General features: G+C 64.4%; 26 protein-coding genes and 3 pseudogenes. 14 read left to right on the forward strand and 15 right to left on the reverse strand.

Annotation, left to right across the window (positions count from 1 at the left end; genetic code table 11):
• Nucleotides 1-924 precede the first annotated feature (924 nt).
• The 6 genes from J0J01_RS26270 to J0J01_RS26295 are packed head-to-tail and all read left to right on the forward strand — an operon-like array spanning nt 925 to nt 8,958.
• Nucleotides 925-1,638: a response regulator transcription factor gene (locus J0J01_RS26270; protein WP_296386175.1), complete on the forward strand. Its 714-nt coding sequence runs from the start codon at nt 925-927 to the stop codon at nt 1,636-1,638.
• A 53-nt stretch (nt 1,639-1,691) separates the two neighbouring features.
• Nucleotides 1,692-2,891 (forward strand): efflux RND transporter periplasmic adaptor subunit, encoded by a 1,200-nt coding sequence (locus J0J01_RS26275; protein ID WP_296386177.1) that lies wholly within the window; start codon nt 1,692-1,694, stop codon nt 2,889-2,891.
• Between the two features lie 15 nt (nt 2,892-2,906).
• On the forward strand, nt 2,907-6,146 hold the full coding sequence (locus tag J0J01_RS26280) for an efflux RND transporter permease subunit (protein ID WP_296386179.1): 3,240 nt from the start codon (nt 2,907-2,909) through the stop codon (nt 6,144-6,146).
• Between the two features lie 29 nt (nt 6,147-6,175).
• Complete coding sequence (locus tag J0J01_RS26285; protein ID WP_296386181.1) at nt 6,176-7,795, forward strand: efflux transporter outer membrane subunit; 1,620 nt, start codon at nt 6,176-6,178, stop codon at nt 7,793-7,795.
• 4 nt (nt 7,796-7,799) lie between these two features.
• On the forward strand, nt 7,800-8,624 hold the full coding sequence (locus tag J0J01_RS26290; protein WP_296386184.1) for a hypothetical protein: 825 nt from the start codon (nt 7,800-7,802) through the stop codon (nt 8,622-8,624).
• Nucleotides 8,625-8,640: 16 nt separating this feature from the next.
• A complete protein-coding gene (locus J0J01_RS26295; protein WP_296386186.1) occupies nt 8,641-8,958 on the forward strand; it encodes a hypothetical protein in 318 nt (105 codons plus the stop codon).
• A 259-nt stretch (nt 8,959-9,217) separates the two neighbouring features.
• Here J0J01_RS26295 and J0J01_RS26300 read toward each other — a convergent pair whose 3' ends face one another.
• From J0J01_RS26300 to J0J01_RS26310, 3 genes and pseudogenes are all read right to left on the reverse strand, one after another.
• Nucleotides 9,218-9,421 carry a hypothetical protein gene (locus J0J01_RS26300; RefSeq protein ID WP_296386188.1) on the reverse strand — a complete coding sequence of 68 codons (204 nt, stop codon included), beginning with the start codon at nt 9,419-9,421 and terminating at the stop codon, nt 9,218-9,220.
• A gap of 395 nt (nt 9,422-9,816) precedes the next feature.
• A complete protein-coding gene (locus tag J0J01_RS26305) occupies nt 9,817-10,065 on the reverse strand; it encodes a hypothetical protein (protein ID WP_296386190.1) in 249 nt (82 codons plus the stop codon).
• Nucleotides 10,066-10,654: 589 nt separating this feature from the next.
• Nucleotides 10,655-10,804 (reverse strand): annotated as a pseudogene (locus J0J01_RS26310) (IS256 family transposase); the annotation flags it as partial.
• Between the two features lie 228 nt (nt 10,805-11,032).
• On the opposite strand from J0J01_RS26310, the gene J0J01_RS26315 reads away from it, so the two are divergent.
• Entirely contained in the window at nt 11,033-11,656 is a 624-nt protein-coding gene (locus J0J01_RS26315; protein ID WP_296386192.1) for a 2-hydroxychromene-2-carboxylate isomerase, read from the forward strand.
• Nucleotides 11,657-11,667: 11 nt separating this feature from the next.
• Here J0J01_RS26315 and J0J01_RS26320 read toward each other — a convergent pair whose 3' ends face one another.
• Nucleotides 11,668-13,449, reverse strand: a complete 1,782-nt coding sequence (locus J0J01_RS26320; RefSeq protein ID WP_296386193.1) for an adenylate/guanylate cyclase domain-containing protein — start codon at nt 13,447-13,449, stop codon at nt 11,668-11,670.
• Between the two features lie 324 nt (nt 13,450-13,773).
• Between J0J01_RS26320 and J0J01_RS26325 the strand changes: the two genes are divergently transcribed.
• Nucleotides 13,774-14,076 (forward strand): antibiotic biosynthesis monooxygenase, encoded by a 303-nt coding sequence (locus J0J01_RS26325; protein WP_296386195.1) that lies wholly within the window; start codon nt 13,774-13,776, stop codon nt 14,074-14,076.
• 325 nt (nt 14,077-14,401) lie between these two features.
• Entirely contained in the window at nt 14,402-14,689 is a 288-nt protein-coding gene (locus tag J0J01_RS26330; protein ID WP_296386197.1) for a DUF1330 domain-containing protein, read from the forward strand.
• 199 nt (nt 14,690-14,888) lie between these two features.
• Here the strand turns inward: J0J01_RS26330 and J0J01_RS26335 are convergent, their stop codons facing one another.
• The 5 genes from J0J01_RS26335 to J0J01_RS26355 all read right to left on the reverse strand — a co-directional run bounded on the left by J0J01_RS26335 (nt 14,889) and on the right by J0J01_RS26355 (nt 19,535).
• Nucleotides 14,889-15,011, reverse strand: a complete 123-nt coding sequence (locus tag J0J01_RS26335; RefSeq protein WP_296386378.1) for a hypothetical protein — start codon at nt 15,009-15,011, stop codon at nt 14,889-14,891.
• Nucleotides 15,012-15,094: 83 nt separating this feature from the next.
• A complete protein-coding gene (secD, locus tag J0J01_RS26340; RefSeq protein ID WP_296386199.1) occupies nt 15,095-17,686 on the reverse strand; it encodes a protein translocase subunit SecD in 2,592 nt (863 codons plus the stop codon).
• A gap of 24 nt (nt 17,687-17,710) precedes the next feature.
• The gene (locus J0J01_RS26345; protein ID WP_296386201.1) at nt 17,711-18,148 is read right to left on the reverse strand and encodes a hypothetical protein; all 438 of its coding nucleotides are present in this window, start codon (nt 18,146-18,148) and stop codon (nt 17,711-17,713) included.
• A gap of 206 nt (nt 18,149-18,354) precedes the next feature.
• The gene (locus J0J01_RS26350) at nt 18,355-18,990 is read right to left on the reverse strand and encodes an NrsF family protein (RefSeq protein WP_296386203.1); all 636 of its coding nucleotides are present in this window, start codon (nt 18,988-18,990) and stop codon (nt 18,355-18,357) included.
• Nucleotides 18,987-19,535 carry a sigma-70 family RNA polymerase sigma factor gene (locus J0J01_RS26355; protein ID WP_296386204.1) on the reverse strand — a complete coding sequence of 183 codons (549 nt, stop codon included), beginning with the start codon at nt 19,533-19,535 and terminating at the stop codon, nt 18,987-18,989. The genes J0J01_RS26350 and J0J01_RS26355 overlap by 4 nt, the downstream gene beginning before the upstream one ends.
• Nucleotides 19,536-19,676: 141 nt before the next feature.
• On the opposite strand from J0J01_RS26355, the gene J0J01_RS26360 reads away from it, so the two are divergent.
• The gene (locus tag J0J01_RS26360) at nt 19,677-19,910 is read left to right on the forward strand and encodes a hypothetical protein (RefSeq protein WP_296386206.1); all 234 of its coding nucleotides are present in this window, start codon (nt 19,677-19,679) and stop codon (nt 19,908-19,910) included.
• A gap of 99 nt (nt 19,911-20,009) precedes the next feature.
• The gene (locus J0J01_RS26365) at nt 20,010-20,486 is read left to right on the forward strand and encodes a DoxX family protein (RefSeq protein ID WP_296386207.1); all 477 of its coding nucleotides are present in this window, start codon (nt 20,010-20,012) and stop codon (nt 20,484-20,486) included.
• A gap of 12 nt (nt 20,487-20,498) precedes the next feature.
• Here J0J01_RS26365 and J0J01_RS26370 read toward each other — a convergent pair whose 3' ends face one another.
• From J0J01_RS26370 to J0J01_RS26390, 5 genes and pseudogenes are all read right to left on the reverse strand, one after another.
• The gene (locus J0J01_RS26370; protein ID WP_296386209.1) at nt 20,499-21,206 is read right to left on the reverse strand and encodes a glutathione S-transferase C-terminal domain-containing protein; all 708 of its coding nucleotides are present in this window, start codon (nt 21,204-21,206) and stop codon (nt 20,499-20,501) included.
• 49 nt (nt 21,207-21,255) lie between these two features.
• Nucleotides 21,256-21,648 (reverse strand): annotated as a pseudogene (locus tag J0J01_RS26375) (peroxiredoxin-like family protein); the annotation flags it as partial.
• A gap of 12 nt (nt 21,649-21,660) precedes the next feature.
• Complete coding sequence (locus J0J01_RS26380; RefSeq protein ID WP_296386211.1) at nt 21,661-21,912, reverse strand: hypothetical protein; 252 nt, start codon at nt 21,910-21,912, stop codon at nt 21,661-21,663.
• Nucleotides 21,909-22,598 carry a TetR/AcrR family transcriptional regulator gene (locus J0J01_RS26385; RefSeq protein ID WP_296386374.1) on the reverse strand — a complete coding sequence of 230 codons (690 nt, stop codon included), beginning with the start codon at nt 22,596-22,598 and terminating at the stop codon, nt 21,909-21,911. Before J0J01_RS26385 ends, J0J01_RS26380 begins: the two co-directional genes overlap by 4 nt.
• A gap of 66 nt (nt 22,599-22,664) precedes the next feature.
• A pseudogene (locus J0J01_RS26390) lies at nt 22,665-23,053 on the reverse strand (transposase); the annotation flags it as partial.
• Nucleotides 23,054-23,672: 619 nt separating this feature from the next.
• Between J0J01_RS26390 and J0J01_RS26395 the strand changes: the two are divergent.
• Nucleotides 23,673-23,909 carry a hypothetical protein gene (locus tag J0J01_RS26395; RefSeq protein WP_296386213.1) on the forward strand — a complete coding sequence of 79 codons (237 nt, stop codon included), beginning with the start codon at nt 23,673-23,675 and terminating at the stop codon, nt 23,907-23,909.
• Between the two features lie 68 nt (nt 23,910-23,977).
• On the opposite strand, the gene J0J01_RS26400 is transcribed toward J0J01_RS26395, so the two are convergent.
• Nucleotides 23,978-24,679 (reverse strand): Crp/Fnr family transcriptional regulator, encoded by a 702-nt coding sequence (locus tag J0J01_RS26400; protein ID WP_296386216.1) that lies wholly within the window; start codon nt 24,677-24,679, stop codon nt 23,978-23,980.
• A gap of 51 nt (nt 24,680-24,730) precedes the next feature.
• Here J0J01_RS26400 and J0J01_RS26405 point away from each other — a divergent pair, with 51 nt between their 5' ends.
• Both J0J01_RS26405 and J0J01_RS26410 read left to right on the forward strand, forming a co-directional pair.
• Nucleotides 24,731-26,080: a tetratricopeptide repeat protein gene (locus tag J0J01_RS26405; protein WP_296386219.1), complete on the forward strand. Its 1,350-nt coding sequence runs from the start codon at nt 24,731-24,733 to the stop codon at nt 26,078-26,080.
• Between the two features lie 12 nt (nt 26,081-26,092).
• Nucleotides 26,093-26,983 (forward strand): FecR domain-containing protein, encoded by an 891-nt coding sequence (locus tag J0J01_RS26410; protein ID WP_296386221.1) that lies wholly within the window; start codon nt 26,093-26,095, stop codon nt 26,981-26,983.
• Nucleotides 26,984-26,993 lie beyond the last annotated feature (10 nt).

Here is a 26,993-nt window from a genome sequence, read left to right on the forward strand (position 1 = left end):
AGAGCGATACGTCTACCCTATCACGGCTCGCTTCACCGGGGTCGCCGCATCGGACCCTCATTGAGAATTCGCTCCGCGGTTCGGCGCCTGACTACTCTCGCGCGGCGTGTGCCTGCGCCGGAGGGACGCCACAACGCGCGTACTCCATCATGGCAACTCGTCAGTCTGGCGTAAGGGTGCTTGCATAGGGTTGATCGGATGGACGACCATTCCCGAACCCGAATTGTCGTGTCGCCGACCATGCTCAAGGCGGGCGCTGAGGCGCTGGCGCAATTTCGGCCTCTCGAAAACTACGCGCTCGCTGCAGAGATTTATCGAGCGATGGTACGTGAGGCCGTTCGCACGGAGCGTTCGGCTCGACCACTTCACCTTCGGGACAGACGGGATGAAGGTTAAGCGCCGTGTTTCCGCAATGGCTATGGTCAAGACCTCGGCCCTTGGAGTTTCCTCTCTGGCTGTTGGCTGGCGACTTGGTCGAGATCGACGGCCATACCTATGTCTTCAGGGGCTTTGCCCAGCGCTTCACCGATCTCGAAGACATGCGGCGTCACTTGAACAGCGCATTTGGCAAACGTGCGCGCGATTGAGGACTGCCACTCGTTAGCTCGGCCAACCTAACGGTGCCGGCGGGCCTGCGATGCCGTCGAGCATTGCGCGTAATCAGGTCGTATCCCCACTGCCCGTGCGCTTGAAGGCGTGCCGGCACTTGATCCCTATGCCGGACAAATGCGACGCGGCCACTCGGCCGTTGCCGGGAAGTGAATCGCTTGATCTCGATGCGCCAGTGAGGCTTACGCAAATCTGACAACGCGCACTCTTTCTTGAATCTTACGACGGCTAACGAATTACGCGAATCTTACCTGCTGCCTCATTGCTTCCCCATCGGCACCGCTGTTAATCGACTCGCGTATTGGAGACGGGTCGATGAGAATCCTCATCGCAGAAGACAACACTGCCTTTGCGCAGGTCCTTCAGGGACAGCTGAGAAAGTCGGCTATCGCTTCCGATCACGTGCAGACCGTCAAGGAAGCGGAGCAGGCGATCGCGTCGCTGCCTTACTCAGCCGTCATCCTGGATCTTGGGTTGCCCGATGGCGACGGGCTGGACCTGGTGCGCCGACTCAGGCAGGCCGGGAATGCGCTTCCGATTCTGATCATCAGCGCCCGTCACGGGCTCGACGATCGCGTGCTCGGGTTGCGTGTGGGTGCCGACGATTATCTGGCGAAGCCATTTTCCGTCGATGAGCTCATTGCGCGGCTACACGCCATAACACGCCGTCCTGGCACGATGGTCGGCGAGGTGCTGCATGCCGGCAATGTCTCGCTCGATACGGAGAGCCGGCAGGTCAACATCGGCAGCCATCGCTTCGTAGGCCGACTGCGCGAGGCTCTCATTCTCGAAGTGCTGATGCGCCACGAAGGGCACGTTGTTCGAAGGGGGTTTCTCTTCGATCAGCTCTATGGATTCGACGCGAAGGCCGATGCCAACACCGTCGATGTGCACATCCATCGATTGCGGCGACAACTCTCTGACATGGGTGCGACCGTGGTTATACACACGATCCGAGGCGTTGGTTTCATGCTTGTGGGGTCGGGATCCGGCGCCGAACAGGTTGCCTCCCGGATCGACAAGCAATAGCGGTGTGAGTTCGGTACATGAGTGAGTCAAGGCAACCGCACCTCGTCCGTCGCATGATCGATGGTCGGAGGTTAGTCGGCGCAGCAGCCATCGTAATTGTTGGCCTGGGTGCATTGTGGTGGCTGGATTTGCCGCCCTTCTCTGCGCCCGCACAGAAGGAAAATCGGAGCCGGCGGGCGGATATCCAGCGGACCAAGGTCGAGGTCGCCCTGAGCGAGAAGCAGGTTGCAGGCCTGAAGATCGCCGCGGTGGGGCAAGCCCGCTTCGAGCGGACGCGCAGCGCGGTCGGCAACATCGACTTCAACCAGAACATGCTGGTGCAGGTCTTCACCCCCAATCAAGGGCGGATCATTGCCACCTTCGCCAATGTCGGGGACCGTGTCGAGAAAGGGCAGGTGCTGTTCACCGTCGACAGCCCGGACCTCCTGACGGCCACCTCCAACCTGATCCAGGCGGCGGGCGTCCTGGTGCTGCAGAACGCCAATCTCAAGCGCCTGACGGAGACCTTTCGCGGCGGCGGCGGCGCCCAGAAGGACGTCGATCAGGTCAGGTCCGACCAGCAAACGGCCGAGGGCAACCTGCGGGCGGCACGCAACACGGTCCGCATCTTCGGCAAGACCGAGGAGGAGATCGACCAGATCGTCCAGGAACGCAAGGCCGATTCGGTGCTGATCGTGCGCAGCCCGATCTCCGGCATCGTCACGCAGCGAACAGCGGCGCCGGGATTGCTGGTTCAGCCGGGAAACGCGCCCGCGCCCTTCACCGTCGCCGATACCTCGACGATGTGGATGCTTGCCAACGTGATCGAGGCGGACGCTCCTTTGCTGCGGGCGGGGCAGGACGTCGAGGTCCGCGTGACGGCCTACGGCGATCGTCAGTTCGCCGGCGTGATCACCGTGGTCGGCGCCCAAGTCGATCCCGCGACACGGCGCCTGCTGGTGCGGTCGGAGATTCGCGACCCGGACCGTCTGCTCCGGGCCGGCATGTTCGCGACGTTTACGATCCGCATTGCCGCCCCGCTCCAGGACATAGCCGTTCCCAGCGCAGCGGTCGTCCGCGAGGGCGATGGCAGCATGTCGGTCTGGCTGACGACCGATCGTCGCCGCTTCGAGAAGCGGTCCGTGCGGACCGGGGTACAGCAGGGCGGCATGACCCAGATCACCGAAGGTCTGCAGCCGGGCGAACTGGTGGTCACGGATGGGGCGATCTTCGTCAGCAACAAAGCGTTTGGAGTTGCCGGTGCCAGCGATTGAGCGTGGGGGTCGGCCGTGTTGAAGTCGATCCTGGTCTTCGGCCTTACGCGTCGGCCGATCGTCGTGCTGTCCGTCCTGGTCTTCCTGGGCGTCGGCGTCTTCGCGTTCACGCGCCTGAACATCGAGGCTTACCCCAATCCCGCTCCCGTGATCCTCGAGATCACCGCGCAGGCGCCGGGCCTTTCGGCCGAGGAGATGGAGAAGTACTACACGATCCCGATCGAGATCGCGCTCTACCCGACGCCCGGCGTGGTCAACATCCGCTCGACCTCGTTCTACGGCCTGAGCTTCGTGCGCGTCACCTTCAAGTACGGTATCGACTTCAATACCGCCTACGCCAATGCGTCCGTCTACATGCAGCAGGGCGTCAATCTGCCGGGCAACCAGGTGCCGCAGATCCAGCAATCGAGCCTGGTCGGTGAGATCATCCGGTACCAGATCGCCGGGCCGCCCAATTTCGGGCTGACGAACCTTCGGACCGTGCAGGACTGGGTGGTCGCGCGCCGGCTGCTCACCATTCCGGGCGTCGTGCAGATCAACTCGTGGGGCGGCACGACCAAGCAGTTCAACGTCGATGCCGACCTCGCCAAGCTGGAAGCCTACGGCACCTCGATCCCGCAGATCATCACGGCGCTCGGCAACGCCAACATCAATGTCGGCGGTCGCGAGATCACGATCGGCCAGCAGTCGGTCAACATCCGGGGCGTGGGCCTGATCGACAGCGGCGGCAGCGAAGACCTCACGCAGGGCCGCCGCGTCACCGACATCGAGAACGTGGTGCTGTCGCAGAGCAATGGCGTGCCGGTCCTGGTGAAGGACGTCGCCAGGGTGTCGGTGGGCGTCGTGCCACGGCTGGGCATCGCCGGGCGCGACCACGATCCCGACATCGCGGCGGCGATCGTCGTCATGGGGCGGACCCAGCACACCAACGAGGTGCTGCCCAAGGTCGAGGCCGAGATCGACCGGATCAATACCGACGGCACGCTGCCGCCCGGCGTCAAGGTCGTGCCCTACTACGATCGCAGCACCCTGGTGAATGTCACCACCAGCACCGTCATCCACAACCTGGTCTTCGGCTGCCTGCTGGTCTTCCTGATCCAGTGGATATTCCTGGGCGATCTGCGATCGGCGATCATCGTCGGCGCCAACATCCCGTTCGCGCTGTTCTTCGCCGTGGTGATCATGGTGGCGCGCAACGAGGACGCCAACCTGCTCTCGGTGGGGGCGGTCGACTTCGGCATCATCATCGATTCGGCGGTCATCCTGGTCGAGAACGTCTTCCGCAATTTCCAGAGCAGCCAGGGCAACCGGCGCCGGCTGCTCTCGCATCTGAGCGAGGGGCTGTGGGGGCCGGATCCAACGGCATCGACCAGCGGCCACGGCAGCGCGCATCTCTGGAACGAGCGGCTGCGGCTGATCTTCGTCAGCGCGCTTCAGGTCGATCGCGCCGTGTTCTTTACCGCCCTCATCACGGTGACGGCATTTTTGCCGCTGTTCACGATGAGCGGCGTCGAAGGGCAGATATTCGGTCCGATGGCGCGCACCTACGCCTATGCGCTCGCCGGTGCGCTGCTTGCCACCTTCACGGTCACGCCGGTCCTCGCGTCCATCGTCCTGCCGCAGCACGTCGATGAGGTCGAGACGCGGTTCGTTCGGTTCATCCGCGCCGTCTACACGCCGGTGCTGCGATGGGCCTTGAATCGGGTCGCGGTTCCGATCGCCATCGGCGTCGCCTTCCTGGTTTTGGCGGGCCTTGCCGGGACGCGCCTGGGCAGCGAGTTCCTGCCGGCACTCGAAGAGGGCAACTTCTGGATCAGGGCGTCGATGCCGCCGACCATCAGCCTGCAGGCCGGAATCGACGCCTCGAAGAAGATGCGCGACATCCTCCTGCGCCATCCCGAGGTCCTGACCGTCGTCTCCCAGCACGGCCGCCCGGACAACGGCAGCGACGCGTCACCGTTCTCCAACGTCGAGCTGTTCGCTCCCCTGAAGCCGTTCGACCAGTGGCCGCCCGGCCTCGACAAGGCAAAGCTCACCGACATCCTGCAGAAGGAATTCGAGGACGAGCTGCCGGGCATCGGCTTCAACTTCTCGCAGTACATCCAGGACAACATCGAGGAGGCGCTGTCGGGCGTTAAGGGCGCCAATTCGATCAAGATCGTCGGGCCCAATCTCGAGGTGCTCGAGAGCCTCGCCGAGCGGGTGAGGAATGAGATGGCCCAGATCCAGGGCGTCGCCGATCTCGGTATCTTCCACATCGTCGGCCAGCCCAATCTCAACATCCGCGTCGATCGCGAGAAGGCGGCGCGTTACGGGCTCAACGCCGGCGACATCAACACGGTCGTGCAGGCCGCGATGGGCGGCACCAACGCCACGACCGTGCTCGAGGGCGATCGCCAGTTCGGCGTCTCGGTGCGCCTGCAGGGCCCCTACCGCGATACGATCGATGCGATTCGCGACGTCAAGGTCACCTATTCCGTGCCGAGCGGCGGCAACGCCTATGTCCCGTTGGGCGAGGTCGCCAACATCTCGGTGGATACCGGCGCCTCGTTCGTCTACCGCGAGAGCAGCCAGCGCTTCATCCCCATCAAGTTCAGCATCCGCGGCCGCGACCTCGGCAGCACGGTCGCTGAGGCGCAGGACCGCATCGCGCGGAACATCCAGTTGCCGACCGGCTATCGCATCCTCTGGGCCGGCGAATTCGAGAACCTGCAGAAGGCCAAGCAGCGCCTCGAGATCATCATCCCGATCACGCTCATCTTGATCCTCGTCCTGCTGTACGGGTTGTTCAACACGCTGCGCGACAGCCTCGTCGCACTGGCCGGCATTCCCTTCGCGGCGGCCGGCGGCGTGATCGCGCTCTATCTGGCCGGCGAGGAGTTCAGTGTTTCGGCCGCCATCGGGTTCATCTCGCTGGCCGGCGTGGCGGTGATGGACGGCATCGTCAACATCACCTATTTCCGCGAGCTGCTGAGCCGCGGGCAGTCGTTCAGCGAGGCCATTTTCAACGGTGCCGAGCAGCGCATGCGGCCGATGCTCATGACGGCACTGTCCGCGGGCGTCGGCTTGTTTCCGGCGGCGATCTCGCAAGGTATCGGCAGCCAGGTGCAACGGCCGCTGGCGACCGTGGTGGTGGGCGGCATGCTGCTCGGTCCGATCATGTTGCTTGTGGTCGGCCCCGCGCTGCGCAGCGTCTTCCTCAAGGCGTATACGCGCAGCGCCGATCGCGTCGTTGAAGAGGAGGTGGAGGAATGACTCTCTGTCGCTCCCTCATCGCTAGTACAATGCTCTCGCTTTCGGCCTGCACGGTCGGCCCCGACTTCGTGCGTCCCGACCCGCCGCGGGACAAGACCTACCTCTCGGGGCCGTCGCCGGACACGACGGCCGCGATCCCGGACGTTCTCGGCGGCGATGCGCAGCGCTTCGTTACCGATCTCGATATTCCGGCCCAGTGGTGGCAGGTCTATCAGTCACGGCCGCTGAACGACCTGATCCAGCAGGCGCTCGTCGCCAATCCGGATATCCATGCGGCGATGCAGTCCCTGAAGCTGGCGCAGGAGAATGCGAAGGCGCAGAGGGCGGCGCTCTTTCCGCTCGTGACCGCCACGGGGTCGGGCACCCACAACCAGCAATCGACCGTGTTGTCGCCGACGCCGGCCAGCGGCAGCTCGGTCTTCGGGCTGTTCACCGGGCTGCTCAACATCACCTACCTGCTGGACATCTGGGGCGGCACCCGTCGTGCCGCCGAATCCCTCGACGCCACGGCCGAGTCGCAATGCTTCCTTCTCGAAGCCGCCTACTTGACGCTGACCTCGAACGTCGTCGTCGCCGCGGTCACCGAGGCGTCGCTGCGCGGGCAGATCGCGACGGCCGAACGCACCATTACGATCCAGCGCGAGTCGCTGGCTCTGCTGCAACGGCGATTTGCCATCGGACAGGCCTCCCGCGCCGACGTCGCCACGCAGGAGGCGGCTCTCGCCCTTAGCGAGGCGACGCTGCCGCCGCTGCGCAACCAGCTCAGCCAGCAGCGGCATCTCCTGGCGCAGCTCACTGGTCGGACGACGGCGCATGTGCCGGCCGAGACCTTCGACCTTGCCAGCCTGGCCCTGCCGCAGGAGCTGCCGGCCAACCTGCCGTCGCGAATGGTCGAGCAGCGGCCCGACATCCGTTCGGCGGAAGCGAACGTGCATGCCACCGGGGCGCAGGTCGGCGTGACGACGGCGGCGCTGCTGCCCCAGTTCACGTTTGGGCTGACCTACGGCTCGACGGCGACGTCGTTCGACATGCTGTTCAGCGATGCTCTCGGACCGACGGTGACGGTGGGCGCGAGCTTGGCGCAGACCGTCCTCGATGGCGGCGCCAGCTTGGCTCGCCGGCGCGCCGCGATCGCGGCCTGGGAGCAGAGCAAGGCGGTGTACCGATCGACGGCCCTGACGGCCTTCCGCAACGTCGCCGACACGATGCGGACGCTCGAGTCGGATGCGCTCACCTTGCGGGCCGCGGCCAATGCGGAACGGGCGGCGAAGCTCAGCCTCGACATCACGCGGAACCGCCAGGTGGCCGGTGACGCCGGCATCCTCGAGGTGCTGAACGCCGAGGTGACCTATCAGCAGGCCTCGCTCGCCCTGGTCCAGGCGCGGGCCGCGCGGTTCTCCGATACCGCCGCGCTGTTCCAGGCGCTGGGCGGCGGATGGTGGAACCGCGACGTCGAGGGCAATCCGACTCCCGCCAGGCGTGCGATCTGCAGGGCGCCCAAGAATCCGCCCAAGCCACAACCCTGGCCCGACAACAAGCCGCGAGCCGCGCCCGAGCCGGACGTGACGCCGGCCGCCGCGCCCGGCCCCGGCGCCGCGGCGCCAACCCAACCTTCCAGATCCTCCTGGGGCTCGATCTTCGGACGGTGACGCCATGGCATTGATCGGACGTTTGCTATCTCTCGGCAGCTGCCTGGTTGCGGTCGCATCGGCTTGCCCGGCCGGTGCGCAAAACCAGGGCACCCTGCGCGCCGGCGACCTGCTGTCCACGCAGCTCTATGCGGTTGGCGGCGTCTTCGCGCCGTTGGCGCGAAGCGGCAGCGTGACCGCAGTCGACATGATGGACGTTCCAGGTGCGACCTCGGGCCGGTCCGGCGGTGCGTCCTCCATCAAGCCTCTGCTGGGCGCGCGCGTCCATGTGCCGCTCTTTTGGTACATGCGGGACGAGCAACACCTGGGGCTCGGCGTTTTCGTCGAGACGGGCCTGCAATCGGGATTCGGCAGGGACTCCTTCAACCAGTCGTTCCAGAACACCAGCGCGACCGCCGCCGATTTCGGCTCCCGCGCGATCAGAGAATATTTTCAGATTCCCGTGCTGCTTGGAGTCACTGTGCCCGTCGGCGATCGTTCGGGCCCTCCGGCCGCCCTGTTCGACATCTACGGCGGCCTGACGCTCGATAGCTGGAGCCAGGTGCTGCAGGGCGGCGAGGCGAATGCCCCCGGTCAGCAGGGCTTCTATGGCGAGAACCGCCGCTTCAGCGTCGATCCTACCGTGGGGTTGGGCCTGCGCATACCGGTCGGCAACCTCGGCGACGGCTTACCGCTCCTGTTCGGGCTGAATGCCGAGCTGCAGTTTCGGCCCGGCAGCGTGGTCACGGCGATATCCAACAATTTCGCCGTGACCTACGTCGGCACGGCCGATCCGCAGGCCAACCTGGCGATCATGGCACGCCTGGGTATTGCCTTCGGCAGCCGCTGACGATGGAGCGCGCAACATGACGACGAAGCGGCTGCTGATGCCAGCGCTGGGGCTGCTGGTCCTCGGCAGCTCCGTTTCGGTTTCGGGCTGCGCCACGACGTGCAGTGCCAGCGCCGACAAGTTGGCTGCGCTGCGCCGTGGCATGACCTACGACGAGACGGTGCAGGTCATGCGCTGCCCGGGTACGGTCGTGACCGCGCGCGGCCCGAGCACGGCAGACTACGCCATCGTCGAATGGAACGGGCCCGACTCGCCCTTCTTCACCCGGACGCGCCTCGATTTTCTGGACGGCAAGCTTTTGTCTTACACGACGGAGAGACGCGGCGCCCTCTAGAGCACATTCCGTCCGGCTGGAATCAGCCGGACGGAATGTGCCTGCCGCAACAGGCATCCCGGTGCGCGCGTTTCCGGTTAGATGGAGCCGCGCGGCTCCATCTAACCGGAAACCGCTCTAGCGGCAGAAGCACTGCACGCCGGACTTGGTCTGCAGGCAGTACCGTTTGGTGCCGGCAGGGCATCCCGCCGCCACCGCTGCCGACGCCACGAGGGCGAGAACCATACAGACAAGAACCGCCAACCTCATCCCTGGCTCCTCAACTGCGCGATGACAGGTCGACCTTGGCGTCCTGCAGCGCTCGCTCGAGCACAGGAATCGCCGCCGCGCCGTTCGTCGGGCACTGGACGATCGCGGCGTCGATCCTGGCATCGCGCTGGTGGCCTCGTTCGATTGCGCCCAGGCGGGCAGGCTTTCGGCCGCCCGGCAGCAACACGGAGAACGTCAAGCAGATACGGTGCATGGCTTCCTCCAAGATCTCCCCGGTCCATGTTCTGGCACCGGAAAAAGGCCGTGTGAGGGAATTTTCTTTGCCTGAACCTTACGCGACCTCTGCTCCCGAAGTGCAAAACATCAATCTGCTGCCCGTCAACGAGGTAGGGGTGGCAGGCCGAAGACACCGCCGACTGTATAGTCCGACGCCAGCCGGTACAGGACTCGGTCGTGACGGCGTAGCGGTCCGGGTTGGGGTCCCGATGATTCAGGACAGCGCGCCGCAGCCAGTTTCCAAGCACTTCGCGCAAGAGATACGGCTGACCTCGCAAACGGCCATTTCCGGGCCACGCTCGGCGTCGTTGCCCCGTTAGAGCGCTTTGCCTTCGCCTAATCCTCAATTGCGCTCAGGCTTGAACCAACCGCTCAATCCTTCCTGACTGTCAGCTCCAAGGACACTCGGTAGCGCGGAGGCATCATGTCCGAATGCTGTGCCGACCGTTCCACGGCAACCGGCGGCGAAGCAAACGTGACGACGACATTACCGTAGGTGAACGACGTTTCTAAGCGGGCCAATGCCTGGAGGCGCAGCCAGCTCGAGCGGTCCGCCTCGAGCCGCCCCTTCAACGTGGTCGACGTGGCGTCGTTCGGTATCGAGTCCAGGGCATCGATCATCCACGCCAAATCCGGCGGCCATCGTGGTATTTCTCTCGCCATATCCCATCGTCTCCACCGACCCGCCGAAGATCGCACTGCTTGTACGAGGGATGAGTTGCCTTCCCATGCCGTATCTATGTCTTATGGCCGCCGTTTTCACATAGGAATCGCATAGGAATTTGGCTTTTCGGTAGGCCAAGAGCCTGATTTGAAAGGATTTTGTAAGGAAGAGAATGCGGCAACCGATAGAACGGAACCGTTAGAGCACATTCCGTTCGGCTGGAATCAGCCGAACGGAATGTGCCCGCTGAAACCAGCAACGCCCGGGCGCGCATTTCCGAGCAGATGGAACCGCGAGCGGTTCCATCTGCTCGGAAATCGCTCTAGCCCGGATATCTCACCGAATTTCGGAGGCCAGTCGATTTGGCATCGAGCGGCCGATGAGACGGTTGGTTTGCACTGCCCGGTGGCTTTTGAGGCCGCCGCGGACGAGCGGGATGGCGCGGCGGTCGGCAGTGACGCAGCGGTCGGAGCGGCCGGCGGTTCGATCGTCGCTGTCGGCCGTTCGGTGTCTGGTTCGTGTCAGGCTCTCGCGGTGAGTGCGGGCCGCGCTCTTCTCGCCATGGCTGGCTCCGGTCAGCACGCCGATCTCGATCTCCATCAGCCGCTCGGCGGCAAAGCCGATCATCTCGCGCAAAACATCGGCGTCCGGGGTCTTCTCCACCAGCGTGCGCAGGTTCATCATCTCATCGGTCATCGGTGGTCTCTCGGTTGCAGGTTGGTCTTCGCAACAGGGCCGCTCCCTCGCTACGGCGCTAGTGGATAGCGCGCTCGCGCGCGGCCTTGCTCCCACAGTTGCACCACCACTGGGGACACGACCCTCCCACCTCCCAAGTCCCCAGACCTCCGCCAGTGCCGCTTAGATGTGAGGTATGAGTATGAGCATTGCGAACCCCGTCGGCCGACGTAAACTTGCAAGACGCGCATGAGCATCGACATGGCTGGCACTCACATCGACTTCTGGTTCTCGATGGGCAGCACGTATTCCTACTTGAGCGTGATGCGCCTCAGGGAAGTGGAGCAGTCGACCGGCCTGTCGTTTCGATGGCGTCCATTCCATCTGCTCTTGATTCTCCAGGAAATGAATCATGTTCCCTTTGCCGACAAGCCGGCGAAGATGCGGTACATGTGGCGCGACCTTGGGCGCCGGGCGGCGATGTATGGGATCCCGACTGCGCTTCCGGCACCTTATCCGGCGAAGCAGTCGATCATGGCCAATCTCGTGGCGACTGTGGGCATGAACGAGGGGTGGGGCGCCGACTTCGTGCGAGCTGCTTACCGGCGTTGGCTTCAGCGGGGAGAGGAAACGGGTAGCGAACCCAACCTGTCCTCAAGCTTGCGCGATATTGGACAGGATCCTGACCGGGTGCTCCATATTGCCAACGCGGACGAGACAAGTGACCTCCTCTCGGCCGAGACACGGGCCGCGCGGCAACTGGGCATCTTTGGTTCGCCAACGTTCTCGGTAGGCCCCGAACTTTTCTGGGGTGACGATCGTCTGGCGGACGCGATCAGCTGGTGCCGCCACGGCCAAGTCCGGCGCGGGTAGGCCATCGATAGTCAAGCATCTGGTAATCCAGCCGCGCGGAGCCCTTCCGTCCACCTCTCTCGATCGGCAGCACGCATGAACGGCTTGATGACAGCAGCGATGGTCTTATCCGCCTGCCCATATACCAGCAGCTCGCGCACTGCGTTGCGCGCTTCGTCCATCACACCGAGCTGCGCGTAGCTGGCTGCGAGCACGCGCATCGCGGTGTGATACCGGTTCAGCGCGAGGCTCTGTCGTGCAGACTCGATCGCCTCGAGATAGCGTTCGAGAAGGTAGAGGGCCGACGCTCTCGTTGACCGCCAAGTGAAGGTCTGCGGATCGTTGGGGTTGAGGCGCAGCGCTTGGTCGATCGCAGTCAAGGCGTCGTCTGGTTGGCCCAGATACAAGCACGCAATTGCCAGTGCGAAATAGCCTGGAGCAAAGTTGTCATTGAGCTGGATCGCACACTGCGCAAATTGAAGCCCGGCATTAGCGTCGTTCGAATGCGAGCTAGCGATCGAAAGGATATAGTAGGCATTGATATTCTGGCTGTCGAACGATAGCGCCTTTCTTGCGACCTGAAGCACCTCAGCAATGCCTGCTTCGCGCTCTGCCAGGGCGTAGTACATCATGCGGCCCATCAGTGCTCGGGCCATAGCGGCATACGCATCGGCAAATGATTCATCGAGGTCGATTGCGCGTTTGAATGAAGCAAGAGCGTTGGAAACCTCTTCCTCCGTAAACTGGTAATAGTGCCACATGCCTCGCAGGTAATGATCCCAAGCTGCCATCTGCGGCGGGGTCTTTCGTCTGGCTTGCTCAATTTCGGTCTTCGACAGGGCGGGCTCGATAGCGGCGGCGACATGATGTGTCAGCTCATCTTGGACCATGAACACGTCCGTGAAATCACGATCGAATCGCTCGGCCCAGATGTGAACCCCGCTGGTGGCGTCGATCAGCTGGGCGTTGAGTCGAATTCTGTGTCCAGCCTTGCGGATGCTTCCTTCGAGCAGATAGCGCACGCCAAGTTCGCGCCCGACCTGCTTCACGTCAACAGCTCGGCCTTTATAGGTAAAGCTTGAATTGCGCGCTATCACGAAGAACCAGCGCCATTTGGAGAGCGCGGTAATGATGTCCTCGGTTATGCCGTCGGTGAAATATTCCTGCTCCGGATCGCCGCTCATGTTCTGGAACGGCAGGACGGCGATGGAAGGTTTGTCGGGGAGCGTCAGAGCTTGGGTGGTCTCGACAACCACCTTTGTCGACGTTGCCCCAGAAGCGCTCGCGCTTTTCGCCAATCGCCACGCGCGCATCGGCTCAATGATATTTTTCAGGTGCTGCGGCCCCATATCCTCAAAGGCGATATCGACCTTGCCGCGAATCTGACGTTGCGCGTCGTCGGAGATGCAGACGCCACCGGGCTCCGCGATCCCTTCAAGGCGGGCGGCGATATTGACGCCGTCCCCAAAGATATCGTTCTCATCGACTATGATGTCGCCGACGTGGATGCCGATGCGAAATTCGATCCGGTTGACCTGCGGCACCATGGCATTTTGCTCAGCCATACCGCGCTGGACCTCGATGGCGAATCGCGCTGCATCAACGGCGCTGGCGAACTCGACCAGCATACCGTCACCGGTCGTCTTGACCATCCATCCGCGATGCGCCGTGATGGCGGGATCGATAAGAGACTTTCTGACGGCCTTGAGCCGAGCCAGCGCCCCTTCTTCGTCCGCTCCCATCAAGCGGCTGTATCCGGCAACATCCGCCGCCAAAATTGCCGCAAGCCGCCGTTCCACGCGATTGTCGGCCAAAACGGCCTCCCGAAATCGGTAGATCCGTCCGACATATCAAAGCATAGGGCGTTGCTCTTAGGCTAGGACCAATGTCAGCTCCGGGTCATTCGCGTCAGTTGCAGCGCCCTCGGCGTTGGTCCGGTCCATCCCCGACAGCTGCCCGGCCGGCGCGCGCCACAAACCGGCGCGATGGGCCAAATCCGGCCGCTATAGTAGCGCATGGGCATACACACTGAACGATGCGACCGCTCGACGTGCGACCTTGACGGAGCACTCGACGTAGCTGTTGCGAATCCGTCTGGGTGCCGGCATGGTCGCTTCTCGGCAACTTTGGGGGGCAGCATGGCCGGATTGTACGCCGCGATTAGACGAGGCAAGTGCAAGCCTGGCATGGCGGGGGAATTTGCAAAGCGCGTCAAGGCCGGAGCATTGCCCGCCATGAAGGCCATGGACGGCTTCAAGGGCTACTATCTTGTCAGCGGGAGCGATGACACGGTCATCGCGGTCTCGCTCTACTCAAACAAGGCCGTCGCGGAAGGATCCACGGCAAAGCTCATGCCGTGGATCAGGGAAAATCTTGGGCCACTGTTGGCATCACCGCCCGAGGCCATCGATGGTGAGGTTCTGATCTGCGAGGTCGTCTAGCAGGCTGTTGAAATAGGTTTTTCGAGGCCTCCCATGGGCAATGTCGATTCGTCATCGGTCTGGGAAACGCACGATCGATTCAAGGCCGAGGCCCGCCGGATTCGGTTCTTTCGCCAGGGCGCGATCGCGACGACTTTTTCAACAGCCTGCTAGGGCAACTGCCCTGCTAGACCGGAGCTCCGGAGCCATGTCCGGTTTGGGTCGGTTTCGGACATTGCTGCCCCTCCAATTGATGTCCGCTGTGCCCCTGAAGCTAGACTCTCGAGAGATGTTTCGCGGGTTACCGTCGTGCAAGATAAGGATCAGACAGCAAGGGGAGAGGGCAATGTCGGCGTATCTGATGGTCCATATGACGGTGAGCGATCCGGAGCAATATCAAGTCTATGCCAAGGCCGTCGTGCCGCTCATCGAGACTCATGGTGGCAGGTTCACCATACGAGGCGGCAAAGTCGAAACCTTGGAGGGGAAGCACGATGGTCGACGGATGGTCGTATTCGAGTTCCCGTCTATGGAGGCGCTTAAAGGCTTCTGGAATTCACCGGAATATATTCCGGTGAAGAAGCTGCGCGAGAACGCGGCGGTGCTCGACGTTTGGGCAGTCGAAGGCATCTGAGGCTCGGCGAGCGAGCCATCGTCTTTCCTAGCGGCTCAATGGCACTTCCAGGATTGTGACGTCTGCCTTGGGTCACGTGCCGACATCACGGCGTCTCGGCGTCGTGTCCGGTTTGCCATCGGGAACTGACATCGCACCGCGCCGAAGTGGTGTCGGTCGGCGCTGGCCGCAGCCAGTCGGCAAGCCAAGCTCGTCGCCGTCAGCCCGCGCCGATCTCGATCTCCATCAGCCGCTCGGCGGCAAAGCCGATCATCTCGCGCAAAACATCGGCGTCCGGGGTCTTCTCCACCAGCGTGCGCAGGTTCATCATCTCATCGGTCATCGGTGGTCTCTCGGTTGCAGGTTGGTCTTCGCAAAGGCCGGCGCTAGTGGATAGCGCGCTCGCGCGCGGCCTTGCTCCCACAGTTACACCACCACTGGGGACACGACCCGTGACCGGCGATCCGGATCGGTTGGTCTTGGTCGCAGGCGCCCCTCGCCGAGGAAAAGCAGGATGGGCGCGGCGATGAAGACCGATGAACTCGCTCCGACCACGATCCCGAAGACCATGGCGATGGCGAAGTTATCGACAGCGGTACCGCCGGCCAAGGCCATCGGCAGCATCGACAGCAGTGCGGTCGCCGAGGTGTAGAGGCTGCGCGCCAGCGTCGAGTTGATGCTGAGATCGATCAGCTCGCGCAGCGGCATCTTCTTGTGGACGCGCAAGTTCTCGCGCATGCGGTCGTAGACCACGACCTTGTCGTTCACTGAGTAGCCGATCAGGGTAAGCAGCGCGGCGATTGCCGTCAGATTGAAATCCATGCCCGTGATGGCGAACAGCCCGGCCGTTTTCGTCACGTCGAGTACGAGGGTGACGATGGCGCCGACGGCGAACTGCCATTCGAACCTGACCCAGATGTAGATCAGCATCGAAACCGCCGCCAGAACGACGGCCAGGATGCCGGCCTCCATCAGTTCCCCGCTCACTTTCGGACCGACGACCTCGACCCGCTCGATCGATGAAGCGGGAGCGACTTCCGAGAGGGCCGTTCTGACGCGCTCGGTGGCTTCGACCTGAGCCTTGTCGTCGCCGGGCTGACGCTCGATTCTCACCAGCACCTGGTGGGGCGACCCCGCTTCTTGCAAGGCGACCTCACCCAGCCCAAGACTCGACAAGCCTGCCCGCAGCGTGTCCAGCCGAGCCGGCTGCTCGGTCCGGACCTCGACCAGCGTTCCGCCGACGAAGTCGATGCCGTAGTTGAGACCGGGCTTGATCATCAGCACTACCGCCGTCACCGACAGGACCGCAGACACGGCGATGCCCAGGAAGCGGGCGCGCATGAACTGAAAGGACGTGTGGCGCGGGATGAGCTCGAGCCCGAAGAGCGGCTTGATGCGCAACGGCCGCGGCTTCTGCTTGTTGCCGAGCCACATCTCCATGACCATGCGGACGATGGAAACGGCCGTGAACATGGAGATCACGATACCGAGCCCCATCGTCACCGCGAAACCGCGCACCGGTCCTGCTCCCAGCGCGAAGAGCATGGTCGTCGCAATCAGGGTCGTGACGTTCGAATCGACGATCGTGCTGTAGGCACGCCGGAATCCGGCATCGAGCGCGGCCCGCGGACCTCGGCCCCGATCGAGCTCTTCTCGAATACGCTCGTTGATCAGGATGTTGGCGTCGACGGCCAACCCAACACCGAGCACGATGCCGGCGATGCCGGGCAGCGTCAGAGTTGCTCCGAGCGCACTGAGCGCAGCGAAGGTCAAGGTCACGTTGATGGCGAGCGCCAGGTTGGCGATCAACCCCCAAGGGCCGTAGAGAACCACCATGAAGGCGAAGACGAGTGCAAAGCCGATCAGCCCGGTAGTCACGCCCTGCTCGATGGCGTCACTGCCGAGGTCCGCCCCCACGGTGCGCTCCTCGATCACCTTCATCGGCACCGGCAGGGCGCCGGCGCGCAGGAGCACCGCCAGGTCCTTGGCCGACTGGACGGTGAACGAGCCGCTGATCTGCCCCGCGCCGCCGGTGATTGGTTCGCGAATCACCGGCGCGCTCAGGATCCTGCCGTCGAGCACGATGGCGAACGGCTTGTCGACGTTTCTGCGGGTGATGTCGGCGAACCGCCGCCCTCCCTCGGAGTCGAAACGGAACTGCACGATCGGCTCGCCGGTGCGCTGGTCGAACGAGGCGTTCGCGTCGACCAGCCGTTCGCCCTCGAGCATCACGCCCTGGCGTATGCGCATCTGTTGCTGCGTACCCTCGACCGGCAAGGAAAGTGTTCCGGGCGCATATCCCGTCGACTGGTTGTCCGCCGCCATATGGAACGTAAGGCGCGCAGTGCTGCCGAGCAGCGCCTTGATCCGTCCCGGGTCCTGCACGCCGGGGAGCTGGACCAGGATGCGGATTGCGCCTTGCCTCATGACGGTGGGTTCGGCGATGCCGGCCTCGTCGATACGACGGCGGACGATCTCGAGGCTTTGATTGGCCGCACGTTCATTGCGTCCGGCAATGTCGGTCGACGTCGGCCGGAGGGTGATGACGTCGCCTTGCTCGGCGATCTCGATGGCCGGCCGGCCATCGCTGCTCAGATCCGAAGCCAGCGTCGACAAGGCGCGGCGAGCGCCTACCATGTCCGCGGCGGTCTTCAGTTGCATGCTGACGGCGCCTGCGCCGACCTTCGCAGGACCGGCGGCAAATCTCGTATTGCGCAAGGCCGCGTCCGCGGCGTCGCCGATCATCGCCAGGCGATCGCGGAGCACGGCATCGCTGTCGATCTCGAGCAGAAGCTGCGATCCGCCGCGGAGGTCCAGCCCGAGGGTGATCTGTTGCTTGGGCAGCCAGTCCGGCAGGGTGCCGAGCTGTTCGCGGGGTATGAAATTGGGGATCACGGCAAGGATGCCGCACAACACGATGATGGCGTAAGACGCCACCTTCCAGGGCGATTGGCGCATGATGAACTTCCAGGGCGAGACCGGACACGGGAGCGCCGCCGACGCCAGGTCAGCCATCATGTGATCAATGAGGAACCTGGATGGTTACGTGCGCTCCGACGACGCGAAGGCACCACCGGACTTCATGGGGCCGGCGGCCTTCAGCTTCGCGTGCGCTCCGGGTGGGCCGCGAGGGCGATGGCCAAGAGACCGCTCCGTGAGGCGCAACGGCGCGTCGCAATGGCTGTGCCTCGTTTCGACGAGGCCGATCGGAATGTCCTCTGCATTCGCGATCGCCGCTTGAAGCGGCGGCGGATCCAGGACGGGGTCCAGGTGCCGCACCTTGGGAACGACCCGCAGGACCGTCTTGCCTGGAACGACCCCATGGTCGATGGCATCGGAGCCGTCCGCGACGGCGGCATTCGATGTCCAGATCTGCGCGACGAGCGGAAGCGCCAATGGCCGCACGACGACAGCGGCCAGCGCCAGCAGCACCGCCAAGGAGGCGGTGCGGACGACGTCGAGGCGGCTCGCGCGGATCATGGGTTTCGTCTCGCGAATAAAGCGCTCGATGTCAAATCCCGAAAGACCGGAGCCGAACGATCGTTCCGAAGGGTATGGCGGCCCGCCGGTCGGGCCTCTATTCGGACCGTGTCCGTGCACCGACCATGACGACACCGCGATCCCTGTTCAAAATCGTTTCCGCCTTTGCCCAACGCTCCGACATGCAATGCGGCGGGCACAACGTATCACCACCGCAACAGTCGTCGCCCAACGATGGCACCGACACCAACCACAGGAAGCGCTGCCAGGACGTACCAGGTCATCACGAACAGCGGCGAGTCATCGAAACAGTGGAAAGCGTACAACGTCGCGCCGCTCGCCGCGGCAAGGAAGCCGGCGGCCGCCCCCGCCAGCGCCGGCGAGGCCGGCGCTCCGGAGCGCAGAGCCAAAAGCACCACCCCGAGCGGAGCCGCCGATAGCATGGGAATCGCCGCCAGGCAGACCAGCGCATTGCTGCCGACCAACCGCGTTCCCCACGACGCGCTGGGGACGGTGGCAACTTCGATCGCGGCAGCCAGCGCCGCCAAGGCGGCCAGCGGCAGCAGCAGCCGGCTCGGCCGGCCAGAGGGGATCGGAGCTGCCAAGGCCACGCAGAGGCGGAAGGCCAGTACCAGCGCCAACGCGACCAGGCCGACCTTCAGGTCGAATCGCCAGGTCGACAGGGCGTGGGCAATGTCCTCGCGCACCCCGAGATCGACCAGGAAAACAAGCAACGATACCGAGCCGCCGATCGCGAGCGCGGCGGCAAGAGCCCGTGGGATCGTCCTTTTGGGGGCGGCGCCGTCGGCGACCAGCGCTTCGACCAGTTTTTCAGTCTTCATGCACGGTCTCTTCGATAGGAAGCCGCCAGTGCCTTGAGGGCGCGGTGAAGCGAAACGCGCACGGCGCCTTCGCTCATGCCCAGGTGCACCGCCACGTCAGCTGCTTGCCGTCCCTCGAGGGATATTTCTTCGACGATCCGGCGCTGGCGTTCGGGCAAGGTCGCCAACAGTCGTCGGGAATCCATCGTCATCGAGGCGTCGGCGGTCACGGCTGCCTCGGGGGAATTGACGTAGTCGTCGATATCGACATGGTCGCGGAAGCCGCGCCGACGCAGGTAGTCGACCAGCTTGTGGCGGGCGATCGCGCGCAGCCACGGTTCGAGCGGCTGCCCGTCGTCCCAGGTATCGCGTTTGAGATGCATCGCCAGCAGGGTCTCCTGCACGACATCCTCGCAATCCGCGGTGCCCCGCCCCGCTCCTATCAGACCGCCCCGGACGACGCCTCTCAACCATATCGAAACCTGGCCGAGAAGGCGCCGATAGGCCTCGTCGTCGCCTTGACGTGCCAGCTGCATCAGCGCGGAGAGATCTTTCGGGTCGGTCAACGCAGTTGGCCTTTCACGTATTCGTGCGGGAAGGTGAAAACATTACACGTCGAAAAAGGTCCTGCGCGGTGTAACGCCAGGGACATTTGCCGCGAATGACCTCACGCGAGCCCAGGGCTCGTTCATTCAGGAGGTCTCTTCATGAACTCGCGTACGCTGATCACCACGGCCGCCGCAATCTTCGCCGCCGGCAGCTTCGTCACCGCGGCCCACGCCGAGGGCGTGCACTGCGGCGGCACCAACGCCTGCAAGGGCCAGAGCGCCTGCAAGAGCGCGTCCAACGCTTGCAAGGGCCAGAACGCCTGCAAGGGCAAAGGCTTCACCGAAACGAGCACGTCGCTCGAATGCACCGCCAAGGGCGGCAAGGTCCTCTAGCCGGTCCACGCGCCGTCCAACTCGACTCTCCCCGGCCGTCGAAAGAGGACTTCCCCCGAGGTCTGATTTCGACGGCCTGGTGCTTTCCGCGGGCTACACATGAACGCCATCGTCACCGTCTTCTATGACTGGTCGAGAACCGTCGCGAGCTACTTCACTTGGGCCGCGCCGCTGGCGGTGCGAATCACCGTCGGCTGGGTGTTCCTGTGGAGCGGCTGGAGCAAGCTCCAGGTCCTGCCGCGGATGGTCGAGAACTTCCGGGGCTGGGGCATTCCCTTTCCCGAGATCGTCACGCCTTTCGTTTCCGGCGTCGAGTTTGTGGGCGGCATCCTGCTCCTGCTCGGCCTTCTGACGCGCTTCGCCGCCGTCCCCATGATGATCGTCATGCTCGTGGCGATCGTCACGGCCAAATGGAGCGACGTCGATTCGCTGGAAACCCTCCTCGGCTTCGAGGAGGTGTCCTACTTCGTGATGTTCGCCTGGCTCCGGATCGCCGGCCCCGGGCCGGTGTCGCTCGACCATCTCGTGGTGAGGGCATTCCGGCCGAACGTGCCGGCGTCCTGCTACGGAGCCTGACGACCCGGCCGGCTAGGACGCCGCTGCCGGATAGTTGGACGGGAAGAGCGCGCGTTTGGTTTCCTCGTCGACCTCTCGCTTGAAGGCATGGTCCTTGCCGACCGCCCGCGCCCGCGCCACCGCCGGCCGTGCGTCGATGCTTTTGAACCACCGTGCGATGTTGGGGAACTTGGCCAGCGGATCGGCCTCGCCCTTCATCACGCGCGACGCCCGGTCGATCCAGCCCCAAGCCGACATGTCGGCGATGGTGTAGACGCCGCCGACGATGAACGGGCGGCCCGCCAGGTGATCTTCCAGCACCTGGTAGTGCCGCTCCGCCTCGCGCCGATAGCGGTTGCGCGCGTAGTCGAGCCCGTCGGGGGCCGCGAACTGGAAATGCACCGCCTGGCCGGAAAACGGCCCAAGACCGGAGGCAATGAAGAACAGCCAGGACAGCAGCTCGGGCCGGTCGCCGGGCGCGCCGATGTATTTCCCGGTCTTGTCGCCGAGATAGAGCAGGATGGCGCTGGAGTCGAACACCCTCGCTTCCTTCCCACCCGGGCCGTCCGTGTCGACGATCGCCGGCACTTTGCCGTTGGGATTGATGGCGCGGAAGGCGGGCTTGTGCTGCTCGCCCTTGCTGGTGTCGACCGGCACGGTCTCATACGGCAACCCGGCTTCTTCCAGCAGCAGCGCGATCTTGGCCGGATTGGGCGTGGGATGGAAATAGAAGCGAATCATGTGCATTCCTTTCGACTTTTGCGGAAGCTGCTTCTCCGCCTTCAGCCCTTCAGCTCTCGACCACCTGGCGCAGCGCCTCGAGCGTCGTCTCCGGCTCGGGCCGGTACCGGTAATCCGGATCGGCCTGGACGAAGCGGACGATGCCATCTCGGTCGACGACGAAGCGGGCCGGCACCGGCAGGCGCCACGACGGATCGCCGTTGCGGACCGCGAGATCGTTGCCGAAGCCGCGATAGACCTCTCTCAGATCCTCGGGCAGCGTGAACGCGAGACCGAAAGATTCGGCGACCTCGCAATTCTTGTCCCAGACGATCGGGAAAACGAGCTTGTGCTTGGCGGCCATGTCTGCCGTGCGTTCCGGCAGCTCGGGCGAGATCACGACAAGCGAGGCCCCGAGGGCCGCGATGTCGGCGTATACGGTCTGCAGAGCCTCCAGCTCATGCCTGCAATAGGGTCACCACGACCCCCGGAAGAACGACAGCACCAGCGGCCCGCCGGCGAGCAGCTCGGTCGATGCGACCCGACGGCCATCGTGGTTGGCCAGCTCGAAAGCCGGCATGGGTTTGCCGACCAGCACGATGCGGTCGAGAATCCCGGATTTGCGAAGATCGTCCGTCGCGCGATGCATGATGGCCGCCCGCTCCGGCGGAATCCGGCCGACGCTCGCGGCGCGGGTAGCTGAAAGCTTGTCTGCCAGTGACATCATCTACTCCTTGGTCGGCCCGTCGGTGACTTGCTCGTGCTGCCGGTGTCGAAGACGAGCCTTGGTGCGGAGGCTGATTTCCTGCTGCGTCGCGCTTCGGCCTGCGGCGGGTCGAGAAGGCGCAGCGCGGGCCGGGCGACGGCTTCGAGCGTTTCGCGATCGGGTCGCGTTCGCGCCAGAACGCGAATGCCCAGAAGCACGCCGAGCAGGTGGCGGGAGACTTCGGCGTCGTCGAGGTCGCCCGGGACCTGACAGGCTTTCTGCGCGGCCACGATGTTGCGCCGGAAGAAGTCGCGGATCTCGCCGAGGTAGCCCGCGACGACTTTGCCGATCCCGGCATCGTGCGGCGCAACGTCGAGCGCGGAGTTGACCAGCAAGCAGCCTTTGTGTTGGCGGTCCTTCAAGGACCGTTCGATGATCTCGGCGAAGAAGGCCTCGATCGCCTGCTTCGGCTGGCCGCCGGCCTCGAGCCTGGCGATGCGTTCGCGCGATGAACGGTCGGCGTAGCGCGCCAGAGCCTTGACGAACAGGCCGCGCTTGCCGCCATAGGCGTTGTAGAGGCTGGCGCCGCCAATCCCCATGCATAAGGCGAGATCGCGCACCGACGTTGCCTGGTAGCCGCGCGACCAGAAGCAATCGACCGCGTCGTCGATGGCTTCCGTCTCGTCGAATTGCTTCCGGCGCCCCATTTCCCGACTAAAGCACGATTTTGGATCGATCGATACAAAAAACTGGAGCACATTCCCGCCGCCCGCTTCGATGGCGTCCTTGATGTCGGCGACCTTATGGGCCAGCAGATTGTCCATGACGACGATATCGCCTGGCCGCAGGGCCGGCGCTAGCATCTGCTTGCACCAGGCGAGGAAGACCTCGCCATCCATCGGCTGGTCGATGAGCATCGGCGCGATGACCCCGGCAAGGGTCAATCCGCCGACGAAGATGATGGTCTTCCAATGTCCGTGGGGAACCGCGGCGCGACAGCGTCGCCCTTTCGGGCCCACCCCGCGCCGCGCCGCGCCATCTTTGTCGATAGCCCGCTTTCGTCGATGAAGATCAGGCTCTCGGGGTCGAGATCGGCTTGCCGTTCAAGCCACGCCGCGCGCGCCGCCTTCACATCGGGGCGTTCCTGCTCGCTCGCGTGTGCCCTCTTTTTTGTGCGTCAGTTCGCGCCAGTCGAGGAACATCAAGACTGCCGTCCTGCAGATCCGGGCCCAGGTCCCTGCCGTCGAAATGCCGATCGAGAACCGGGCAGCCGCCTGGTGCGTCAACAGCCCCTCTTCAATCGCCGCTATCACCCGCTCGCATAGATCCAGTGATTAGGCTCGAGCCATGTCCGCTGGATTCCCAGCCAGCACACAGCCTGAATCACATCACTGCAGATTTGGGAGTCCTCAAGCCTGTAGCTCCGGATTCGGAGCCACCATCACCCGTTCATATTCGGACGATATCAGTGGCAAGTGCGCCCGCTGTGCAATGAAGGTCTCCGAGACGGCCACGGCCTCTATCGAAGTGTAGCTCAGTAAGGCGCGCGATGATCCGGTGACGACGGGCGCGGGCATGCCGTGCAGCACCAGCCGGGTGCGCGCCCCAGGGACTACGACCCGCAGGCGAGGGCGCGAGCGCCGCGCCGCGGCTTGTCCCCCTTGCGCTACGTCAACCGCCCTAACTCTGCTCTAAGTCAGCGGTGGTAAATCTGTGACTAAGTCACATCGAGCTGTGATGGTTCGGCGTCGACGACAAGAGATCGATTACCGGGGGAAATCATGCCTGCATTCTTTGTGATCGCTGCCGTCGCCGGCGCTGTTGCGCTCGGATCGTCGGCTGCGAGTGTCGGGGCAAAGTCGAACAACGCACACCGCCAGGCCCCGGCCGACCGTCCGACGGCGGCGCTCATGGCGCCCGACTTCGACAGCGGCGCCTATGCCAGCGTCGCCGACTGCCTGACGGCGGCGGCTCGAGTCCACGTGGACTTGGGCTCGTGTACCTCCGGCACGCAATGACGGCAGCCGCATTTCCGACGAGCTGCGCGCGGATGGCATAGCTGCGGGGCGCATGCGGCAGCCGCCGGTCACGCGGTCAGTTCGCGCTGCAGGCGGGCAACGTGCAGGACCGTCTTGGCCCGACCGGTCTGCTGGACGATTCCCTTCTTGCGCCAATCGCGCATCGTTCGATTGACGCTCTCGCGGGCCAGCGCCGCCATCGCGGCGAGGTCGTTCTGGCTGACCGGATGGTTGATCGTCAGATGCTTGTGATCGGTCGGCTGTCCGAGAAAGTCTGCCAGCCGCAGCAGTGTCCGCGCCAAGCGCTTCCTGACCGGCAGGAAGCTGGCCGCCGCCGTCTCGTCGTTGGCCTGGCGCAGCCGCGCGGAAAGGCCGATGCACAGATGCTGGAAGATCGCGGGATGCTGGCCGGCATACTTCGCAAAATCGTCGCGGCCGACGAACATCAGCGAGCAGCTTCCGATGGCCTGCACGTCGGCGGAGCGCGGCAGACCGTCGAGCACCGCGAGCTCGCCGACGATCGAGCCGGGCCCCAGGATGGCAAGCGTGCGCTTTTCGCCCTCGGGGGAGCAGATGCTGACCTTGAGCAGTCCCGACTGCAGCCAGTAGCAGCCGTCTCCCGCATCACCGCGGCGAAAGAGAAACGTGTTGTTGGCGATGGTCAGCGTCCTGGCCCATTCCATCAACGCCCGGAAGTGAGGTTCGGGCAGGTCACGGAGAATGCTGGACGCAAAAGACTCGGTTTTCGAAGGCCCGCGTGTCGCTGGCATTGCTCTCCCCCTCGCCGCGAATTCCCGCTCGACAAGGTAAAGCAGATTTTCATGTTCGTGGCCTCTTCTTTTGCCCGGCGCATGCGTCGGCATGTGCTGGCGGCCGTCCTGGCCATCGCGACGTCAATGGCCGACGGGGCATCGGCACAGACGACCGAAGATCCGGTCTACCGGGCGGCCTTCGAAGAGATGCTGCGCAAGCCGGCCGATCCGCCGACCCTGCTGCGTTACGCCGAGCTCGCGGTGAAGGCCGGCAATCTGGAGGGCGCGATCTCGGCGCTGGAACGCCTGCTGCTGATCGATCCCGACCTGCCGCACGTCAGGCTCGAGCTCGGGGTGCTCTACTATCGGCTGGGATCCTACGAGGCGGCGCGCGGCTACCTCGAGAGCGCGCGCGATACAGGGCGCGGCCAGCCCGCCGTCGCCGAGCCGGCCGAGCGATACCTGGCCGAGATCCACGCCAGGACGCGGCGCTTCTCGCTCGGCGGCGAGCTGCTAGGCGGCGTTCGCTATTCCAGCAACGCCAACAGCGGGCCGGTCGGCACCATCCAGTCCTTCGGCTCGAGCGTGGTGCCCAGCCCCAACATCTCCAGGCAGTCCGACTGGGGGGTCGTCGCCGCCGCGGCGCTGCAGGGGCGCTACGACCTCGGCCGGCAGGACAATGGCGCCTTCGAGGCTGACCTGTCGCTCTATGGGGCGCGGCAATTCAGCGTCGCCAGCGCCAACGTGGCCCTGGTCGACCTCTTCGCCGGGCCGCGCTTCTCGCCCTTCGAGGGCTTTGCCAGCAGTGTCTCGCTGAAGCCCTTCTTTACCGGCCGGTATGTCGCCGTCCACGATCTCACGGCCTATTGGGCCTGGGGCGCGGGCGTCGAGGCATCGATCCCGGTCGCACCCGGCTCGACGGTCGATCTCACCGGCTTCGGCCGGCGGCGTGAATACGTCAGCAACGCCGATGCTCCGACCAACAACAACAGCACAGGCAACGAGGGCGTGGTGGCCGCGGCCTACCGGCTGGAGGTCACCAAGCAGGTGACGGTAACCCTGGCCGGGAACTTCACGCGCTATGTCGCCGTCGTGCCATCCGAGAATTACTGGGAGTACGGCCTGTCCGCTGCGCTCAATGTGCGATTCGCAGATCCAATCTGGGCGAGCAGCCGGCTATGGCGGCTCGTCCTGTCCGCCGACGTGGCGTGGGCCAATTACGACCGGCCGGATCCCGCCGTGGATCCGGCCCGCGTGCGGAGTCAAAATGATTACAATTTTGGCCTTGTGCTCGCCGTCCCGGTGAACGACCAATTTTCGATCGTCGCACAGGGTGCCTATACGCGGCGCGACGCGTCGATTGCCAACTACGCGTACGACGCCTTCACCGCCATGACCGGTGTCAGCTGGCGATTCTGATCGGGGGGGAGCATGAGCCGCACATGCCTGATTTCGCTGGTGGCCTGCGTTGCGATGGCGAGTCCCGCGGCGGCCAATGTCGGGGTGACCTCGGTGACCAGCGGCGATCCGCTCGGTCAGCCGCCCGCCCAGGCGGAGCGCATCCTGCGCGTCGGAACCGACATCCAGGCCAACGAGCTCGTTACCACCAAGGACGACGACCGGGCGCACATTGTGTTCCTTGACGGGACGGCCCTTACCGTTGGGCCCAACAGCAGCCTGGTGATCGACAGATTCGTCTACGATCCCAACCACTCCAACGGGGTGCTGTCGGTCAACATGAGGCGGGGCGTGATGCGTCTCGTGGGCGGCGCGCTGACCAAGACCGGCGACGTCAGAATCACCACGCCGTCGGGCTCGCTGGGCATTCGCGGCGGCATCGTCGTCGTCGAGGTGTCGGACACCGGCGCAACCCAAGGGACCTTCCTGTTCGGCCACGCGCTCACCGTGACCGGCGGCGGCAAGACTGTGGTTGCCACGCGTCCCGGTTCGCTGATCCAGATGGAGCCGGGGCGTGTCCCGTCGCCGCCCACGATCCTGCCTGTGCGCGGCCTCGGCTCGACCGCGCTGCTGGAAAAGCCGCATGGCCAGGCCGGCGTCGGCTCCGGCGCGCCGGCGTCGAGCGGAGCCAACCTCCGGTCCACCATCGAAGGCGCGTTCGACCGCTCGCAGTTCAGCGCCGGCAACTCCAAGGTCCCGCCCCAGACGCACGATCAGAAGACTGCGTACCAGGCGCAGCAGGGCCATCCGACTGGTCATGCGCCGCAGATCCTGGCGCTGACCCGCCTATCGAAGGTGGCGAGCGAGCCGATTAGCAAGCACAACACCAGCAGTGGGCGTCCGAGGACACCCTCGCATCACTAGACTGGTACGC

Source organism: Reyranella sp., from assembly GCF_017305915.1.
Classification (GTDB): Bacteria; Pseudomonadota; Alphaproteobacteria; order Reyranellales; family Reyranellaceae; genus Reyranella.

Coding starts and splice junctions, on each gene's coding strand:
- J0J01_RS26275 (WP_296386177.1), top strand. CDS start 1,692: ATGATCGATGGTCGGAGGTTAGTCGGCGCAGCAGCCATCGTAATTGTT.
- J0J01_RS26300 (WP_296386188.1), bottom strand. CDS start 9,421: ATGCACCGTATCTGCTTGACGTTCTCCGTGTTGCTGCCGGGCGGCCGA.
- J0J01_RS26335 (WP_296386378.1), bottom strand. CDS start 15,011: ATGACCGATGAGATGATGAACCTGCGCACGCTGGTGGAGAAGACCCCG.
- J0J01_RS26325 (WP_296386195.1), top strand. CDS start 13,774: ATGGCCGGATTGTACGCCGCGATTAGACGAGGCAAGTGCAAGCCTGGC.
- J0J01_RS26385 (WP_296386374.1), bottom strand. CDS start 22,598: ATGGGGCGCCGGAAGCAATTCGACGAGACGGAAGCCATCGACGACGCG.
- J0J01_RS26295 (WP_296386186.1), top strand. CDS start 8,641: ATGACGACGAAGCGGCTGCTGATGCCAGCGCTGGGGCTGCTGGTCCTC.
- J0J01_RS26400 (WP_296386216.1), bottom strand. CDS start 24,679: ATGCCAGCGACACGCGGGCCTTCGAAAACCGAGTCTTTTGCGTCCAGC.
- J0J01_RS26395 (WP_296386213.1), top strand. CDS start 23,673: ATGCCTGCATTCTTTGTGATCGCTGCCGTCGCCGGCGCTGTTGCGCTC.
- J0J01_RS26365 (WP_296386207.1), top strand. CDS start 20,010: ATGAACGCCATCGTCACCGTCTTCTATGACTGGTCGAGAACCGTCGCG.
- J0J01_RS26405 (WP_296386219.1), top strand. CDS start 24,731: ATGTTCGTGGCCTCTTCTTTTGCCCGGCGCATGCGTCGGCATGTGCTG.
- secD (WP_296386199.1), bottom strand. CDS start 17,686: ATGATGGCTGACCTGGCGTCGGCGGCGCTCCCGTGTCCGGTCTCGCCC.
- J0J01_RS26290 (WP_296386184.1), top strand. CDS start 7,800: ATGGCATTGATCGGACGTTTGCTATCTCTCGGCAGCTGCCTGGTTGCG.
- J0J01_RS26410 (WP_296386221.1), top strand. CDS start 26,093: ATGAGCCGCACATGCCTGATTTCGCTGGTGGCCTGCGTTGCGATGGCG.
- J0J01_RS26305 (WP_296386190.1), bottom strand. CDS start 10,065: ATGATCGATGCCCTGGACTCGATACCGAACGACGCCACGTCGACCACG.
- J0J01_RS26315 (WP_296386192.1), top strand. CDS start 11,033: ATGAGCATCGACATGGCTGGCACTCACATCGACTTCTGGTTCTCGATG.
- J0J01_RS26370 (WP_296386209.1), bottom strand. CDS start 21,206: ATGATTCGCTTCTATTTCCATCCCACGCCCAATCCGGCCAAGATCGCG.
- J0J01_RS26330 (WP_296386197.1), top strand. CDS start 14,402: ATGTCGGCGTATCTGATGGTCCATATGACGGTGAGCGATCCGGAGCAA.
- J0J01_RS26270 (WP_296386175.1), top strand. CDS start 925: ATGAGAATCCTCATCGCAGAAGACAACACTGCCTTTGCGCAGGTCCTT.
- J0J01_RS26285 (WP_296386181.1), top strand. CDS start 6,176: ATGCTCTCGCTTTCGGCCTGCACGGTCGGCCCCGACTTCGTGCGTCCC.
- J0J01_RS26360 (WP_296386206.1), top strand. CDS start 19,677: ATGAACTCGCGTACGCTGATCACCACGGCCGCCGCAATCTTCGCCGCC.
- J0J01_RS26380 (WP_296386211.1), bottom strand. CDS start 21,912: ATGATGTCACTGGCAGACAAGCTTTCAGCTACCCGCGCCGCGAGCGTC.
- J0J01_RS26345 (WP_296386201.1), bottom strand. CDS start 18,148: ATGATCCGCGCGAGCCGCCTCGACGTCGTCCGCACCGCCTCCTTGGCG.
- J0J01_RS26350 (WP_296386203.1), bottom strand. CDS start 18,990: ATGAAGACTGAAAAACTGGTCGAAGCGCTGGTCGCCGACGGCGCCGCC.